21 protein-coding genes and 1 pseudogene are annotated in these 14,364 nt (G+C 57.6%); 14 read left to right on the forward strand and 8 right to left on the reverse strand.

All coding sequences use genetic code 11. The annotated features are described in order from the left end of the window. Positions 1-61: 61 nt before the first annotated feature. The 7 genes from PSQ19_RS07390 to PSQ19_RS07420 form a co-directional block, all read right to left on the reverse strand. Positions 62-910: an alpha/beta fold hydrolase gene (locus PSQ19_RS07390; protein WP_282220237.1), complete on the reverse strand. Its 849-nt coding sequence runs from the start codon at positions 908-910 to the stop codon at positions 62-64. A gap of 10 nt (positions 911-920) precedes the next feature. Beyond that, complete coding sequence (gene ettA, locus PSQ19_RS07395) at positions 921-2,576, reverse strand: energy-dependent translational throttle protein EttA (protein ID WP_282220238.1); 1,656 nt, start codon at positions 2,574-2,576, stop codon at positions 921-923. 123 nt (positions 2,577-2,699) lie between these two features. Then, positions 2,700-2,846, reverse strand: coding sequence for a hypothetical protein (locus PSQ19_RS07400; protein WP_282220239.1), 147 nt, complete (start codon positions 2,844-2,846; stop codon positions 2,700-2,702). Then, a complete protein-coding gene (locus PSQ19_RS07405) occupies positions 2,821-4,362 on the reverse strand; it encodes a molybdopterin-dependent oxidoreductase (RefSeq protein WP_282220240.1) in 1,542 nt (513 codons plus the stop codon). Before PSQ19_RS07405 ends, PSQ19_RS07400 begins: the two co-directional genes overlap by 26 nt. Then, positions 4,268-4,705 carry a molybdopterin-dependent oxidoreductase gene (locus PSQ19_RS07410; protein WP_282220241.1) on the reverse strand — a complete coding sequence of 146 codons (438 nt, stop codon included), beginning with the start codon at positions 4,703-4,705 and terminating at the stop codon, positions 4,268-4,270. Before PSQ19_RS07410 ends, PSQ19_RS07405 begins: the two co-directional genes overlap by 95 nt. Further along, positions 4,692-4,865 carry a hypothetical protein gene (locus tag PSQ19_RS07415; protein ID WP_282220242.1) on the reverse strand — a complete coding sequence of 58 codons (174 nt, stop codon included), beginning with the start codon at positions 4,863-4,865 and terminating at the stop codon, positions 4,692-4,694. The genes PSQ19_RS07410 and PSQ19_RS07415 overlap by 14 nt, the downstream gene beginning before the upstream one ends. 83 nt (positions 4,866-4,948) lie before the next feature. After that, positions 4,949-5,413 (reverse strand): Lrp/AsnC family transcriptional regulator, encoded by a 465-nt coding sequence (locus PSQ19_RS07420; protein ID WP_282220243.1) that lies wholly within the window; start codon positions 5,411-5,413, stop codon positions 4,949-4,951. Positions 5,414-5,536: 123 nt separating this feature from the next. Between PSQ19_RS07420 and ald the strand changes: the two genes are divergently transcribed. Next, complete coding sequence (ald, locus tag PSQ19_RS07425; protein ID WP_282220244.1) at positions 5,537-6,655, forward strand: alanine dehydrogenase; 1,119 nt, start codon at positions 5,537-5,539, stop codon at positions 6,653-6,655. A 279-nt stretch (positions 6,656-6,934) separates the two neighbouring features. Then, positions 6,935-7,141, forward strand: a pseudogene (locus PSQ19_RS07430) (hypothetical protein); the annotation flags it as partial. A 21-nt stretch (positions 7,142-7,162) separates the two neighbouring features. Here PSQ19_RS07430 and PSQ19_RS07435 read toward each other — a convergent pair. Beyond that, on the reverse strand, positions 7,163-7,492 hold the full coding sequence (locus PSQ19_RS07435; protein WP_282220245.1) for a hypothetical protein: 330 nt from the start codon (positions 7,490-7,492) through the stop codon (positions 7,163-7,165). 86 nt (positions 7,493-7,578) lie between these two features. Between PSQ19_RS07435 and PSQ19_RS07440 the strand changes: the two genes are divergently transcribed. The 12 genes from PSQ19_RS07440 to ureG all read left to right on the forward strand — a co-directional run bounded on the left by PSQ19_RS07440 (position 7,579) and on the right by ureG (position 14,364). Continuing rightward, positions 7,579-8,421, forward strand: coding sequence for an urease accessory protein UreD (locus PSQ19_RS07440; protein WP_282220246.1), 843 nt, complete (start codon positions 7,579-7,581; stop codon positions 8,419-8,421). A 9-nt stretch (positions 8,422-8,430) separates the two neighbouring features. Next, positions 8,431-8,733, forward strand: coding sequence for an urease subunit gamma (locus PSQ19_RS07445; RefSeq protein ID WP_282220247.1), 303 nt, complete (start codon positions 8,431-8,433; stop codon positions 8,731-8,733). Positions 8,734-8,742: 9 nt separating this feature from the next. Next, positions 8,743-9,057 carry an urease subunit beta gene (locus tag PSQ19_RS07450; RefSeq protein ID WP_282220248.1) on the forward strand — a complete coding sequence of 105 codons (315 nt, stop codon included), beginning with the start codon at positions 8,743-8,745 and terminating at the stop codon, positions 9,055-9,057. Between the two features lie 106 nt (positions 9,058-9,163). Next, positions 9,164-9,559 carry a hypothetical protein gene (locus PSQ19_RS07455; protein ID WP_282220249.1) on the forward strand — a complete coding sequence of 132 codons (396 nt, stop codon included), beginning with the start codon at positions 9,164-9,166 and terminating at the stop codon, positions 9,557-9,559. A 36-nt stretch (positions 9,560-9,595) separates the two neighbouring features. Continuing rightward, positions 9,596-11,305 carry an urease subunit alpha gene (gene ureC / locus PSQ19_RS07460; RefSeq protein ID WP_282220250.1) on the forward strand — a complete coding sequence of 570 codons (1,710 nt, stop codon included), beginning with the start codon at positions 9,596-9,598 and terminating at the stop codon, positions 11,303-11,305. 74 nt (positions 11,306-11,379) lie between these two features. Further along, positions 11,380-11,676 (forward strand): putative quinol monooxygenase, encoded by a 297-nt coding sequence (locus PSQ19_RS07465; RefSeq protein WP_282220251.1) that lies wholly within the window; start codon positions 11,380-11,382, stop codon positions 11,674-11,676. Between the two features lie 31 nt (positions 11,677-11,707). After that, positions 11,708-12,091 carry an MliC family protein gene (locus PSQ19_RS07470; protein WP_282220252.1) on the forward strand — a complete coding sequence of 128 codons (384 nt, stop codon included), beginning with the start codon at positions 11,708-11,710 and terminating at the stop codon, positions 12,089-12,091. A 94-nt stretch (positions 12,092-12,185) separates the two neighbouring features. Then, on the forward strand, positions 12,186-12,647 hold the full coding sequence (locus PSQ19_RS07475; protein ID WP_282220253.1) for an urease accessory protein UreE: 462 nt from the start codon (positions 12,186-12,188) through the stop codon (positions 12,645-12,647). Further along, entirely contained in the window at positions 12,644-12,889 is a 246-nt protein-coding gene (locus PSQ19_RS07480; protein WP_282220254.1) for an urease accessory protein UreF, read from the forward strand. Before PSQ19_RS07475 ends, PSQ19_RS07480 begins: the two co-directional genes overlap by 4 nt. Next, entirely contained in the window at positions 12,882-13,307 is a 426-nt protein-coding gene (locus PSQ19_RS07485; RefSeq protein ID WP_282220255.1) for an urease accessory protein UreF, read from the forward strand. The genes PSQ19_RS07480 and PSQ19_RS07485 overlap by 8 nt, the downstream gene beginning before the upstream one ends. Continuing rightward, positions 13,304-13,735, forward strand: a complete 432-nt coding sequence (locus PSQ19_RS07490) for a DUF3995 domain-containing protein (RefSeq protein ID WP_282220256.1) — start codon at positions 13,304-13,306, stop codon at positions 13,733-13,735. Before PSQ19_RS07485 ends, PSQ19_RS07490 begins: the two co-directional genes overlap by 4 nt. After that, positions 13,732-14,364 (forward strand): urease accessory protein UreG, encoded by a 633-nt coding sequence (ureG, locus tag PSQ19_RS07495; protein WP_282220257.1) that lies wholly within the window; start codon positions 13,732-13,734, stop codon positions 14,362-14,364. Before PSQ19_RS07490 ends, ureG begins: the two co-directional genes overlap by 4 nt.

Genomic DNA, 14,364 nt, shown 5'->3' on the forward strand with positions numbered 1-14,364 from the left:
CTTGACGCCCTGTCTAGATTCAGTTGGGTAGGGCGTTGAATCAGATTGTTACCTGACGGTCCTAGTCGAGTTCCTCGCCGTCATCTTCCTCGTCATCGACCCCGACCACCGCGTCAAGAAATTCGACCAGCAACGGATTGACCAGATCGGGGCGTTCGATACTCGCAATATGCGCGACATCTTCCAGTACCACGGCAAAAGCATTGGGCATTTCTTCCGACAAATATTCATGCAACTGGATCTGGCTGTTGAAATCCTGATCCCCCACAATCAACAATGTCGGTGCATTGATCGTCCCGACCAAATCATAGGCTGCAGGTCGCTGTTGCTCCTGCGTCAGTGGGGCTGCGTGAAGCGCCTTGGCGTTCATATCCAGAAACAACTGGCGAATGTCCCCACCCACTCGACCATTGCGCGCCCGCGGCCCGTCCAGCCATTCATGGGCATGAACCAGATTGAGCATGTCGAGGTCGCCGCGCTCAAGTGCATCCGCCTCGGCCATTTCCAGTCCCTGCTCGCTTTCCAGCATATCATAGGGTGCACCTGCCACCGATGTGCCCATCAGCACGAGACCGATTACCCTGCCGGGATATTTGAGCGCGAAATCAAGCGCCAGTCCCCCGCCCAGCGAACAGCCAACCAGAATGACGGCGTGAATATCCAGCGCCCTGAGAACCGCCTCCAGATCGTCGAGATGATTGAACGACACATCGCTCGAAGTTGTTTGCCCGTATCCCCGGCGATCATAGGCGATCGCGCGAAACCCCTCGGCGGCAGCCGCTGCAATCTGGCTTTCCCACATGCGGCTGTCGCAAACCCCCGCATGCAGAAAAACAATCGGCAGCCCCTCGCCTTCACTCCGACACGCCAGCTTCGCGCCACTGTAGGTGACGCCAAACGCTTCGCTCATTTCCGCCTCGTTACCGCGTCAGCGGCTTGTAGGTCGCACGCTTGGGATTGACCGCATCGGCCCCCAGCCGACGGATCTTGTCTTCTTCATAGTCTGCAAAATTACCTTCGAACCATTCCACATGGCTGTCACCCTCAAACGCCAGCATATGGGTGGCAAGGCGGTCGAGGAACATGCGATCATGGCTGATGATAACGGCGCAACCGGCAAACTCTTCCAACGCCTCTTCAAGCGCCGCCAATGTCTCGGTGTCCAGATCATTGGTTGGCTCGTCAAGCAGCAACACATTGGAGCCTGACTTCAACATTTTGGCCAGATGCACGCGGTTGCGCTGTCCGCCTGACAAATTGCCGACCTTTTGCTGTTGGTCGCCACCCTTGAAATTGAACGTCGATGTGTAAGCCCGCGAATTCATTTCGCGCTTGCCCAGCATCAATATTTCATCGCCTTGGGAAATCTCTTCCCACACGGTCTTGTTGGGGTTGAGCGTATCCCGGCTTTGGTCAACATAGCCCAGCGTGACCGTGTCGGCGATGGTGATAGTGCCAGCGTCGGGTACCTCCTGGCCGGTCAGCATCCGGAACAGTGTCGTCTTGCCCGCGCCATTGGGTCCAATGACCCCCACAATACCACCGGGCGGCAGCTTGAAGCTCAGATTGTCAATCAACAAACGGTCCCCGTAGGATTTCGACAACCCTTCAATATCAATGACATTCTGTCCCAGACGTTCGCCGGGTGGAATAATGATCTGTGCCGTCGTCGATTGCGTGCGGGCATCGTTGAGTTTGACCAGTTCATCATAGGCCTTGAGGCGGGCCTTGGATTTTGACTGGCGAGCCTGCGGGCTTTGCCCCATCCATTCGCGTTCGCGTTCCAACACCTTTGCGCGCGCCGCATCTTCGGATTTCTCCTGCGCGAAACGCTTGGCCTTGGCGGTTAGATAAGCCGAATAATTGCCTTCGTAAGGAACACCCCGGCCACGATCCAGCTCCAAAATCCAGCCGGTCACATTGTCAAGGAAGTAGCGGTCATGGGTAATGATCAGGACGGCACCATCAAATTCGCGCAAATGCCGTTCCAGCCAAGCGGTGGTTTCAGCGTCCAGATGGTTGGTTGGTTCGTCAAGCAACAGCAGGTCGGGCTTGGCCAATAGCAAGGCACACAGCGCCACGCGCCGCCGTTCACCACCCGATAGCTTTGTTACGTCAGCATCTCCGGGCGGGCACCCGAGTGCTTCCATCGCCACTTCAACTTGACTCTCCAGATCCCATAGATTTTCTGCGTCGATCCGGTCTTGCAACTCGGTGGCTTCGTCCGCCGTCTCATCGGAATAGTTCATCATCAACTCGTTGTAGCGGTCGACGATTGCCTGCTTTTCCTTGACCCCGGTCATTACATTGCCGAGCACATTGAGCGCCGGGTCCAAATCGGGTTCCTGCGCCAGATAACCAAGCTTGGCGCCCTGCGCCAACCACGCCTCGCCACCAAACTCGGTATCGATCCCCGCCATGATCTTGAGCAGCGTCGACTTGCCCGAGCCGTTGGGGCCCAAAACACCGATCTTGGCGTCCGGGTAGAAAGACAAGTTGATATTGTCCAGAACCTTCTTGCCACCGGCATAGGCTTTGGACATTCCGTTCATGTGATAAATAAACTGGCGAGCCATAGGCTGCAAACCTCTTTGGAGCGGTTTCAAATTTGCCCCGTATCTAGGCCATCCCCGGTCGGGGGGCAATGCACCATTCTAACCAACCACCAAATTCCCCGCCATCGGCGGCGATGTTTGATCTCAGGCTACAAGGGTTACCGCGATCGACTTGAACGCCGGGGTCCGGCTACGCGGGTCAACGTCCCGTCCCGCGAGCACATTGGCCTCTGGGTAATAGGCCATGGCGCTGCCGCGCGGCAGGTCAAACATGGTGGCGGTGCCCCGCATGCGCCCGCTGCCCGAGCCTAATGGTAATCGGCTGACCGTCCGAAACGCCAAAGGCCGCCATATCGTCCCGGTTCAGGAACACGGCATCCCGCCGCGCACCGCCACGATAGCTGTCGGCATCCTCATAGATAATCGTGTTGAATTGCCCCTCGCTCCGAATGGTGGCAAGCGTCAGGCTCCCCGTGGTGCGGGCAGGCAATGGTGTAATAACAAAATTGGCGCGACCGTTCGGCGTTCCGAACGCCGGCGTATGCAACACCCTGTGACGGATATGAAATTCTTTCTTGGCAACGTCAATATCGCCAAGCTGCTCCATGCCCGGCACAATGGCGGCTATCGCCTCACGCACCTTGCGATGCTGGCTGAACGCCGCAAAATCAATCGGGCCATTGGGCAATATCCGCGCCCCGATATCGCACAATATCTGGCTTTCGGGGCGTACGTTGCCGACCCGCTTGATACCGCCGTCGCTCAGTCGCACATAGTTGAACATTGATTCCTGACTGGTAGGTTGCCATTCCTCGTCACGTGCCGTCACCGGCAGGATTAGTGCCTCGCCCTCGCCCAATCCATTGACATGACCAAGGTTGAGCGTGGTGGTCAGGAACAGTTTGAAACCCACTGCCGCCATCGCCTGGGTAGCAAAAGCCTGATCGGGCGTTGCACCCCAAAGATTGCCGCCCATGATAATGGCGCAATCGATGCGACCACGCGCCGCTTCCTCAAGGCACGCCATGGTATCCATGCCTTTGGCTGCTGGAAACGTGACGCCAAACGCCGCCTCCATTTTCGCCAGCACCTCCCTAGCCAGGACCGGCTTGACGCCAATCGTACCGATCCCTTGCACATTGGAATGGCCGCGAAGCGGCAACAGGCCGGCAAACCGTTTTCCCACCATGCCGCGCAACAACGCCAGATTAGCAATGGCCTCGACATTGGCAACGCCATGCAGATGGTGCGTCATCCCCATGCCCCAGGCAAATACGGCGTTTTCTGCGGCACCATAAATACGCGCAATATGGTCGATCTCAGCCCGTGAGATGCCACTACTGGCCTCGATCTCGTCCCAGCCCAGCGCTTCGATATCCGCGCGAAAATCAGCAAAGCCGTTGCTATGGCTCGCAATAAACGGCTCTGCCTCCAAGCCCAATTTAATGACGGCCTTGGCAAGTCCCTTCATCAGCGCAATGTCCGACCCGATACGCGGCTGCAAATATTCCGAGGCAATTTCGCTGCCGCCCTGGAGCATTGAACGCGGCGATTTCGGCACCGCAAACTTGACCAGACCCGGCTCTTTTGCGGGATTGATGATGATGACCTGCCCGCCCCGCTCGCGGCAGTTCTTGAGCATATGGATGAAACGCGGATGATTGGACGAAGGATTAGCCCCGATCACAAAGATCAGGTCGGCGCCGGTTAAATCATCCAGGCTCGACGCTGGACGTTCCCCTGCCGATGGTGGTTGCCAACCCTTCGCTGGTAGCCTGATGGCAATAATAGGAGCAATTGTTGACATTGTTGGTCCCATAGGCCCGCGCCAACAGCTGAAAAATGAACCCGGCCTCGTTTGATGACCGTCCCGATGAATAAAAAAGGCTCCGCGCCGGATCGGTGGCCACTAGCTTTTCAGCGGCACGTTCCAGCGCCCAGTTCCAATCGACCGGGCGAAACCGGTTTTCACCGGCCGCTTTATAAATCGGGGTACCCAGACGTCCGAGATATTCGATTTCGCGCCCGCTTAGTTCCTGCAAATCACCAATATCGTGATCAAATATCTCGGTTGGAATTGCCCCCTGAACATCGCTCGATTGCGCCTGCACGGACTTGTTGCAAACCGATGGAAACTCATCGAGTCTCATTGGTCATCCCACCGCGTTGGCCACCCATGCCATAGGCGCAGGCCTTGCAGGTGTTTTTCGAGGTCAGCGCCTTGGCCGCCTTGCCCAAACCCATTTTGCCCACTGTCTGGAGCGTATAGAGAACCTTCTTTGGTCCACCACCTACGATTTGCTTTTCCATAGTCACCAACCGTCCTTTGAGGTCATTGTCGCCAGGCTCGTCGCGTTCGGCAAGTCAAATTGACGCCATCACCAGCGCCACAGTTAGAGCGGCAGGCCAGAACGCGCCTTGACCGTGCGAATACTCATGTTGGAGTGCACCCGCGCCACGCCCGGCAGCCTCGCACTCAAGCGGCGGTGCAAACGCTCAAAATCCTCGTGATCTCGACAGATCACCCGCAGGATATAATCCGACTGTCCCGCCATCAAATGACACTCGAGCACTTCGGGAATATCCAGCACCGCAGCCTCAAACGCCTCCAGTACCGCTTCGCTCTGGCTGGTCAGCCCAACCTCGATAAAGAATTGCATCGAGAGGCCGAGAGCCGACGCATTGAGAATGGCCTGATAGCCAACCACAATATCATGTTCCTCCAGCGCCTTGAGACGTCGATGACAGGCAGAGGCGGAGAGGCCCACCAGGTCTCCCAGCTGCTGGACACTTTTCCGGCTATCCTGCTGGAGTGCTCGCAACAGCTTTTGGTCTACCGCATCAAGTTGCAACGTCATTGCGTAATTCCAGCATTTGTTCGAACAACATTCGAAAAACTGCCGGTTTAGCGTAAACATTGCAAGGACTTTTCAGTAAAAACTTGTTTTGTTGGTTGCCTGTTCTTGTCGAGGGAGATGGCAATGCTGGTTGGTGTACCAAGAGAAATCAAAAACCATGAATATCGGGTCGGCCTCACGCCGGAAAGCGTGACAGAACTGACCCATGCAGGCCACCGGGTAATGGTGGAAACGCAGGCCGGCGCTGGCATTGACGACAGCGACGACGAATATCGCGCCGCTGGCGCCGAAATTGCCAATGATGCCCGAGTGGTGTTCGACGCCGCCGACATGATCGTCAAGGTCAAGGAGCCCCAGGCTGTCGAGCGTGCCATGCTCCGCCCCGATCAGCTATTGTTCACCTACCTTCATCTCGCCCCCGATCCTGAACAGACTCGCGATCTGGTAAATTCCGGCGCTATCGCCATCGCCTACGAAACCGTGACCGACGCCAATGGCGCCCTGCCCCTGCTCAAGCCGATGAGCCAGGTTGCCGGTCGCATGTCGATCCAGGCTGGCGCCACGGCGTTGGAAAAGGCGCATGGCGGCCGTGGTGTCCTGCTCGGTGGGGTGCCGGGCGTGAAACCCGCCAAAGTTGTGGTTCTGGGCGGGGGCGTTGTGGGCTTTCATGCCGCCGAAAACGCCGTGGGCCTTCAGGCCGACGTCACTATTCTCGACCGAAGCCCTGCCGCGCTCGAACGTCTCTCAGGTCATTTCGGTGCCAAGGCACGTGTCCTGTTTTCCAATAAGGCCGCAATTGCCGAACATGTTGCCGCCGCTGATCTTGTCGTCGGTGCCGTACTGGTTCCTGGCGCGTCGGCACCAAAATTGGTGACGCGTGACATGCTTGCGACCATGCAACCCGGCGCAGTGCTGGTCGACGTAGCCATCGATCAGGGCGGGTGCTTTGAGACATCGCACGCGACGACGCACGCCGACCCCACCTATGTTGTTGATGGCATTGTGCACTATTGCGTCGCCAACATGCCCGGCGGCGTTGCCCGCACATCGACCTACGCGCTTAACAACGCCACTTTGCCCCACGTCCTGCGACTAGCCAATCTAGGTTGGAAAGACGCAATTCGAACTGATAAGCACCTGCGTGCCGGCCTCAATGTCTGGAAAGGACACGTGACCTGCGCACCGGTAGCCGAGGTCCAGAACTATACGCTGCTAACGCCAGAAGACGTATTGGCGGCATAACAAAGAAAGCGCGGAACTCAAGAGTTCCGCGCCCTACGGCGACACCACAAAGGAGCGTCGGCCTTTGCGGCAGTCAACCGAACCATGGGCAACCTGGGTCGCCAATTCGAGTGTCTTGCAGAGGACTTAACGGGTTTGCAATGGACCGGTTCCGCGACGCGCTATGATGTGATCGAACCGGTTCTGATTGTTTACGCAACCCGGTGCCGATACCCCGACGGCCGCAAATCGCCTAAGGTAAGCCGCGACGCCAAACTTCGGCAAATAGCAAGCGCGCCGAAGTTTCTACGCGACGAAAAACGCATGACAATTCTGCTGGTCGAACATTATCTGGATTTCTGCCGCAAGATCGCCGACGATATATATGACATGGATCGCGGTGAAATTCGGCACGCTGGCCCCGCCTGCGATCTCGATCTGCCGGAGGTACGCCACCATTTGATGGATATGAAAACAAAAAAATGCCCAGCTTGCGCTGGGCATTGATTAGACGGGAATGCGAGCCAATTATTCGGCGATGAGGCCCGCTTCCTGACACTGCTCAAGAGTCACAGTATCAAGGTCAATTGTGGTGGTAACCTGCTCGAGTTCGTTGACCTCTTCAGCGTCTTCCACATTCGCAGCAGAACCGCCGGCCGTGCTATCGGTGCCCATGGCATCGCTTTCGGTGGCCGATGTGTCAGAAGCTAATGCAAGCTGATCACAACGCTGCTGAACTGCTGGAAGATCGGCCTCCATTACAGTTGTGCTGCCAATCATTGTTTCAGCATAAGCCGAACCACCAAGAAGCATTGCAGAAGAAAGAGCGATAGCGGAAGCAATGGTTTTGATATTCATTTTAGAATCCTCTCTGTATTTCAAATTTTTACTGACGCAACATTTGCGGCTCGGATATACAACGTCACCAATCGGAATTCGTTGCCTTGAAAAATTCGACTAAAGAAATCGTGAACAAGTCCAACCCAGTCGCGATGCAACGGGCATGGGGACAAGGTCGTGTTGCCACCCAGTTCGGCTCGCGCGGCACCCGCCTGCTTTCCCTTTATCAGGACGGGTGTGCAAAAATTCGTTTGCCCAATACCCATAGTCAGGCCTTGGAGGCGGTTCTGATCAACACCGCAGGCGGTCTGACGGGCGGTGATAATATGCAATGGAGCGCCCACGCGGCCCCCAACAGCCAGCTGGTTCTGACGACGCAGGCTTGTGAGCGGATCTATAAGTCAACCGGTGACGTCGCCCGGGTCGACACTCAACTGATCGCTGAGGAAAACGCCCATATCGATTGGCTCCCTCAGGAAACCATCCTTTTTGACGCCAGCAAGCTGAGGCGCGCCATCAACATAGATCTCGCCCAAGGTGCAACGCTAACCGCCGTCGAGGCTGTCCTGCTCGGTCGCGACGCCATGGGCGAGGACGCTCGCAACGCCCAACTGACCGATCAGTGGCGTGTCCGGCGCAATGGACGGCTGATCCATGCCGAGGCAACTCAACTCGGCGGCACCTCAACGGAGCGTGACGGAATGTCCCTGCTCGCCGGCACGCGTGCCTTCGCAACAATCCTGCGGATTGCGCCCGATGCTGTTGCCCGTCTCGACACTATCCGTAGTCTGCTGCCCGACGATGCCAAAATTGCCGCCAGTGCCATCGGCGACCGCCTGATCATCCGGGCTCTGGCGCCCAACGGGTTGGCCTTGCGGCGCCTGATTGTTCCACTTATTGCTCAATTATCGGGCGGCGGTACCCTGCCCCGGCTTTGGCATACCTAGGAAGCAGACATGAACCTTACCCCTCGCGAAAAAGACAAGCTGCTGATTTCAATGGCCGCGATGGTAGCGCGCAAACGTCTCGAGCGCGGCCTCAAGCTGAACCATCCTGAGGCCATCGCGCTGATCACCGATTTTGTCGTCGAAGGGGCCCGCGACGGTCGCCCGGTCGCCGAACTGATGGAAGCGGGCGCCCATGTCATTAGTCGTACCCACGTTATGGATGGCATAGCGGAGATGATCCACGATATTCAGGTGGAAGCCACGTTCCCCGACGGCACCAAGTTGGTCACCGTCCACGAACCCATCCGCTAAGGAAACACCATGATCCCCGGTGAAATCGTGACCAAATCCGGCAGCATCGAGCTTAATGCCGGTGCACCAACCCTTACCATAGAAGTGGCCAACGCCGGTGATCGTCCGATACAGATCGGCTCGCACTATCATTTCTTTGAAGCCAACACCGGTCTGCGCTTTGATCGTGAAGCAACGCGCGGCATGCGTCTCGATATCGCCGCCGGTACCGCCGTCCGCTTCGAGCCCGGCCAAACGCGCGAGGTAACGCTGGTGGCCATTGGCGGCAGCCGCACCCTTTATGGTTTCAGGCAACTGGTCATGGGCACGGTGGACAAGGCGTGAGCCAGCGTCAATCAGGCTCGATTTCGCCACGTTCAGCATTGGCAGGCATGGTCAATTCTTTTCCAGAATGCTCTAAGCGCGGCAATCGCAGTTCAGGAGAAAAACATTGACCAAAGAACAGGATTTCAAACAGCGCCTTGCGACCGTGCTTCAAGATTTGCAGGAAAGTGGGGTCAAGGATCAGGCCGCAATGGAATTGCTTGGCAGTCTCGCACTCGATCTGTCGGGCAACCTTCGCGCCGTAAACTGGAGCCAGGCCAAAAAATTGATCACCACGCCAACCTATTCCACCTTGCTCGAAAAATTCGAGCAGGAAGGTAATGAGCACCACCAGGCCGGGCGCGAAAAGCACGCCTACGCTATTCAGGCGCTGGCCATTTCGTTGATCGCAGGCACCATGCGCGCCGACCCGGTCATCCGTCAGGGCGAAATATTGCTCGATACAATAATTGACGCTGCGGTAGCCGCCTACCGGCGCCTGCATGGCGCCGCCACACACTAGTCCGGACCATCTGTCCGCATAACGAGGAATTTGCTCATGCCCGCACAGATTTCCCGCGCCGCCTATGCTGACATGTACGGACCGACCACTGGCGACAGGGTGAGATTGGCCGATACCGATCTATTCATTGAGGTGGAGCAGGACTTCACCATCTATGGCGAGGAGGTCAAATTCGGTGGTGGCAAGGTAATCCGCGACGGTATGGGGCAATCACAAAGAACGCGGGCCGAAGGTGCGGTCGACACTGTCATCACCAATGCGCTGATCGTCGACGCGACCGGCATTTACAAAGCCGACATCGGCCTCAAGAATGGTCGCATCGAGGCCATAGGCAAGGCGGGCAATCCAGACACCCAACCTGGCGTTACCGTCATCATCGGCCCCTCGACCGAGGCCATAGCCGGTGAAGGCAAGATCGTCACCGCCGGAGCCATGGACGCCCATATCCACTTCATTTGTCCCCAACAGATCGAAGAAGCCCTGATGAGCGGCGTCACCACCATGCTGGGCGGCGGCAGTGGCCCTGCTCATGGCACTTTGGCGACAACCTGCACTGGCGCCTGGCACATAGGCCGCATGATCGAAAGTTTTGATGCATTCCCGATGAATTTGGCCTTGGCAGGCAAGGGCAATGCGTCCCTGCCCGCGCCGTTGGTTGAAATGGTACTGGCGGGCGCCTCTTGCCTCAAATTGCATGAGGATTGGGGTACCACCCCCGCCGCCATCGACAACTGCCTGTCGGTGGCGGATGACTATGACGTTCAGGTGATGATCCATACCGACACCCTCAACGAAAGCGGCTTTGTTGAAGATACTATCGCCGACTTCAAGGGTCGTACCATTCACGCCTACCACACAGAAGGCGCCGGCGGCGGTCACGCCCCCGATATCCTGCGCGTCGCAAGCCTGCCCAATGTCATTCCCTCCTCGACCAATCCTACCCGCCCCTACACTGCCAACACAATTGCCGAGCATCTCGACATGCTCATGGTTTGCCATCATCTGTCCTCGTCCATTCCCGAGGACGTTGCTTTTGCCGAAAGCCGCATCCGGCGCGAGACCATCGCCGCCGAGGACATTCTTCACGACATGGGCACGCTCTCGATCATATCCTCGGACAGTCAGGCCATGGGCCGGGTTGGCGAAGTGCTGATCCGCACCTGGCAAACCGCCGACAAGATGAAAAAGCAGCGCGGCGCACTCGCCGAAGAGACGGGCAACAACGACAATTTCCGCGTCAAACGCTACATCGCCAAATACACCATCAATCCCGCCATTACCCATGGCATGAGTCAGCACATCGGTTCGGTCGAGGTGGGCAAGCGTGCCGACCTTGTGCTCTGGAGCCCGGCGTTTTTCGGCGTCAAACCCGAAATGGTCCTGCTCGGTGGCTCCATTGCGGCGGCACCAATGGGTGACCCCAACGCGTCCATTCCAACACCACAGCCCATGCACTATCGCCCGATGTTCGGCGCTTTTGGCAAGCTGCGTACCAATTCATCGGTCACCTTCATATCCCAGGCCGCCCATGATGATGGCCTGCGCGCCAGATTGGGCGTCGACAAACAATTGCTACCCGTCACCAATACGCGTGCCGACATTGGCAAGGCCGCCATGATCCACAATGCCGCCACGCCCGACATTGATGTTGATCCCGAAACCTACGAGGTGCGTGCCGATGGCGAGCTGCTGACGTGCGAACCAGCGACCGAACTGCCAATGGCGCAACGCTACTTCCTGTTTTAGTTCGGCCCCATTTCACCGGCAGTACTGGCATCGCAAGGACGACTGCGCTAACTTTGTCCAAACAGGAGACAGCCGTGATTTACGTGGTCGCCACGCTGCAGATTGAGTTGGGCGCATTGGAACCCTTCGTCGACGCCGCCTGCCCCTGCATCGAGGCAACCCGTGCCGAACCCGGATGCGTTCACTACGATTTGTGCGCAAGCGTTACCGACCCCGAACGGGTGGTGTTCATTGAACGCTGGGAAAGTCGCGAAGCCTTAAACACTCACCTTGCCAGCCCGCATATGCTGGCATTCAAAGCCGCCAGCAAACCGTTTGTCAGAGCATCCAAAATCGAGATCGTCCATTCCGAGCAAGTTGAAAAGATTTAACGCCCTGTCCCACCTGACCGTGAGAATTGCCATGCACCTCAATGCCCTTGTCGCCGCTGCCATTTTGCTGGCCATGACCGCGCCAGCAACGCTGGCTCTGGAAGCCAAAATCACCTTGGAGCTTGACATCGACGGCACTGGCACTGCCGAGCAGCGGGTCGTTCAATATGCATGCGACAAGGGTGAACCATTCAAGGTGACCTATATCAACGCCGCCCCCAATTATCTCGCCATGATGCCGGTAAACGGTGATCAGGTGCTGATGCGCGAAGTGCTGTCGGCGTCCGGCGCCAAATATGTCGCAGACGTTTGGGTTTGGTGGACCAAGGGCGATGAGGCCCAGCTTTATGATTTGCGCGACGGACCCGACGCCGCCCCCATTGATGCCTGCTACACCGTCACCGACGCGCCCTGATCCAATGTCGCTTTTCTAACCCGGTGCTATCGGTCGCTCCGGCTTCGGGGTAGATAGCCACAGATCCCAAAAGGGTTCATTTTCAGGAGTGTCAATGCACCGCGCCACTGATTACCTGCCGCCCGGACACGGAAAGTCGGCGACCGACCAGATTTCGCTTGTCGCCGACGAGCGCCGCCTTCGCCGCAAACTGTTGCGGACGTCAGCAGGCGACGCGGTGCTCGTCGACTTTGCGCAAACCCTGACGCTCGAACATAACGGCGCTCTGCTGCTTGAAAACGCGACAATCGTTGAAATTGTCGCGGCACCTGAATTGCTCCATCAGGTCACGGCCCGCGACCCAGCACATCTCGTGCAATTGGCTTGGCACATCGGCAATCGCCATACCGCCGCGCAGCTGGAACAATCGCGAATCCTAATCAAGCGCGATCATGTACTCAAAGCCATGCTGGAAGGCCTTGGCGCCGAGATCACCGGCATCAATGAGCCGTTTTTTCCGGTGCACGGCGCCTATCATGCCCATGCTGGCGCGCGCCACGCGCTGCATGCCCAATGACCAGCACCGCCGACGTGCAAAAGCTCATGACCTGGCTTTCCCCTGCGTTTCCTGTCGGTGCATTTGCATGGTCTGCAGGCCTCGAAACCGCTATCGCCACCAATCAGGTGTATGACACAGCGTCGACACAAAACTGGATTGAGGGCATTTTGCGTCATGGCGGCATAAAAACTGACGCCATCATATTGCGCTACGCCATTGGGGCCTACGACGACCCCAGCCAGGCTCCGTCAATTGGCTGATCTATGTCTGGCGTTGGTGCCCGCGAGGGAACGCCACGAGGAGTCAGTCGCCTTGGGCGACGCCTTTGTCCTTGCGGCCAGAACATGGCCGACAGTCGCGCCACCCCGCCTGCCGAGCCCCTGCCCCTACCCGGTTGCAGTTGGCGCTTTCGCAGGTGCTCACAATATTGCCGTCGAACCAGCCATCTCAGCCTTTCTGACCGCCGCGGTGCACGGCCAGATTTCTGTGGCCGTGCGGCTCATACCCATCGGGCAGTCAGACGGCCTATCAATTCTCGTCGCGCTCGAGCCGACAATTGCCAACCGTACCGTCAAAATATTGACCGCCGACCTTGCGGATATTGGTAGCATCGCCTACGCCGCCGATATCGCCCAGATGCGTCACGAAACCTTGTCTACGAGAATTTTCAGATCATGAGCATGATGATTGCCGCCCTGATGTTTGTTCCACTGCTGGCAGTAGCGCTCGCGCACTTGCTCTGGTCCATGGGGCGAACCTGGCCCATTCGGGATGAAAAACTCTTGGCTCAAACTGTCACTGGCTTTGAAAATGTTGAACGCATGCCACCCAAACTGGCATCGCTTGCCGTCGCCATTATCACCATGGCGTCCGGAATCGCTGCATTGTCCTTGGCCGATCACGATAGTGGCGGCGTCTGGCTGACCTTGCTTGGCGTGCCGCTGGCCGCTGTGTTCATTACCCGTGGCGCCATCGGCTATACAAAACGCTGGGCCGACAAAACACCTCACCTCAGCTTTCGCTACAATGATCGGCGCGTCTATTCTCCGCTTTGCCTGCTCTTGGGCGCCGGCTTTGTCGCCTTGACCATATTGAGGTTGCTATGAAGTCCCCGAACGGTCCCTTGCGTGTTGGCATCGGCGGCCCTGTCGGTTCGGGCAAGACCACCCTTTGCGAGATGCTGCTCAAGGGCCTGCGTGACCGTTACTCCATGGCCGTCGTCACCAACGATATTTATACCCGTGAGGATGCTCTCATCCTGGCGCGTGCCCAGGCGATTGCCGAAGACCGGATTGTCGGCGTTGAAACAGGCGGCTGCCCCCATACCGCGATCCGAGAAGACGCATCGTTGAACTTGGCGGCCATTGCCGATTTGAACAGGAAATTTCCCGATCTCGATCTGGTGTTGATCGAATCCGGCGGTGACAATCTGGCCGCGACCTTTTCCCCCGACCTTGCCGACATTACCATCTACGTGATCTCGGTAGCACAGGGCGAAAAAATCCCCCGCAAGGGCGGACCCGCGATCACTAGGTCCGACCTGCTCATCGTCAGCCACACTGACCTCGCGCCCTATGTCCACGCCGATCTTGATGTCATGCGCAGCGATACCGAACGGGCCCGCGCGGGTCGCCCCTACGTGTTTGGCAACATGCTGCAGCGCGAAAATCTCGATCAGATCATCGCCTTCATTGAAACCACCGGTGGATTGACCACCACCCGCGCCGCCGAATAG

This window comes from Devosia algicola (assembly GCF_028816455.1).
Classification (GTDB): domain Bacteria; phylum Pseudomonadota; class Alphaproteobacteria; order Rhizobiales; family Devosiaceae; genus Devosia; species Devosia algicola.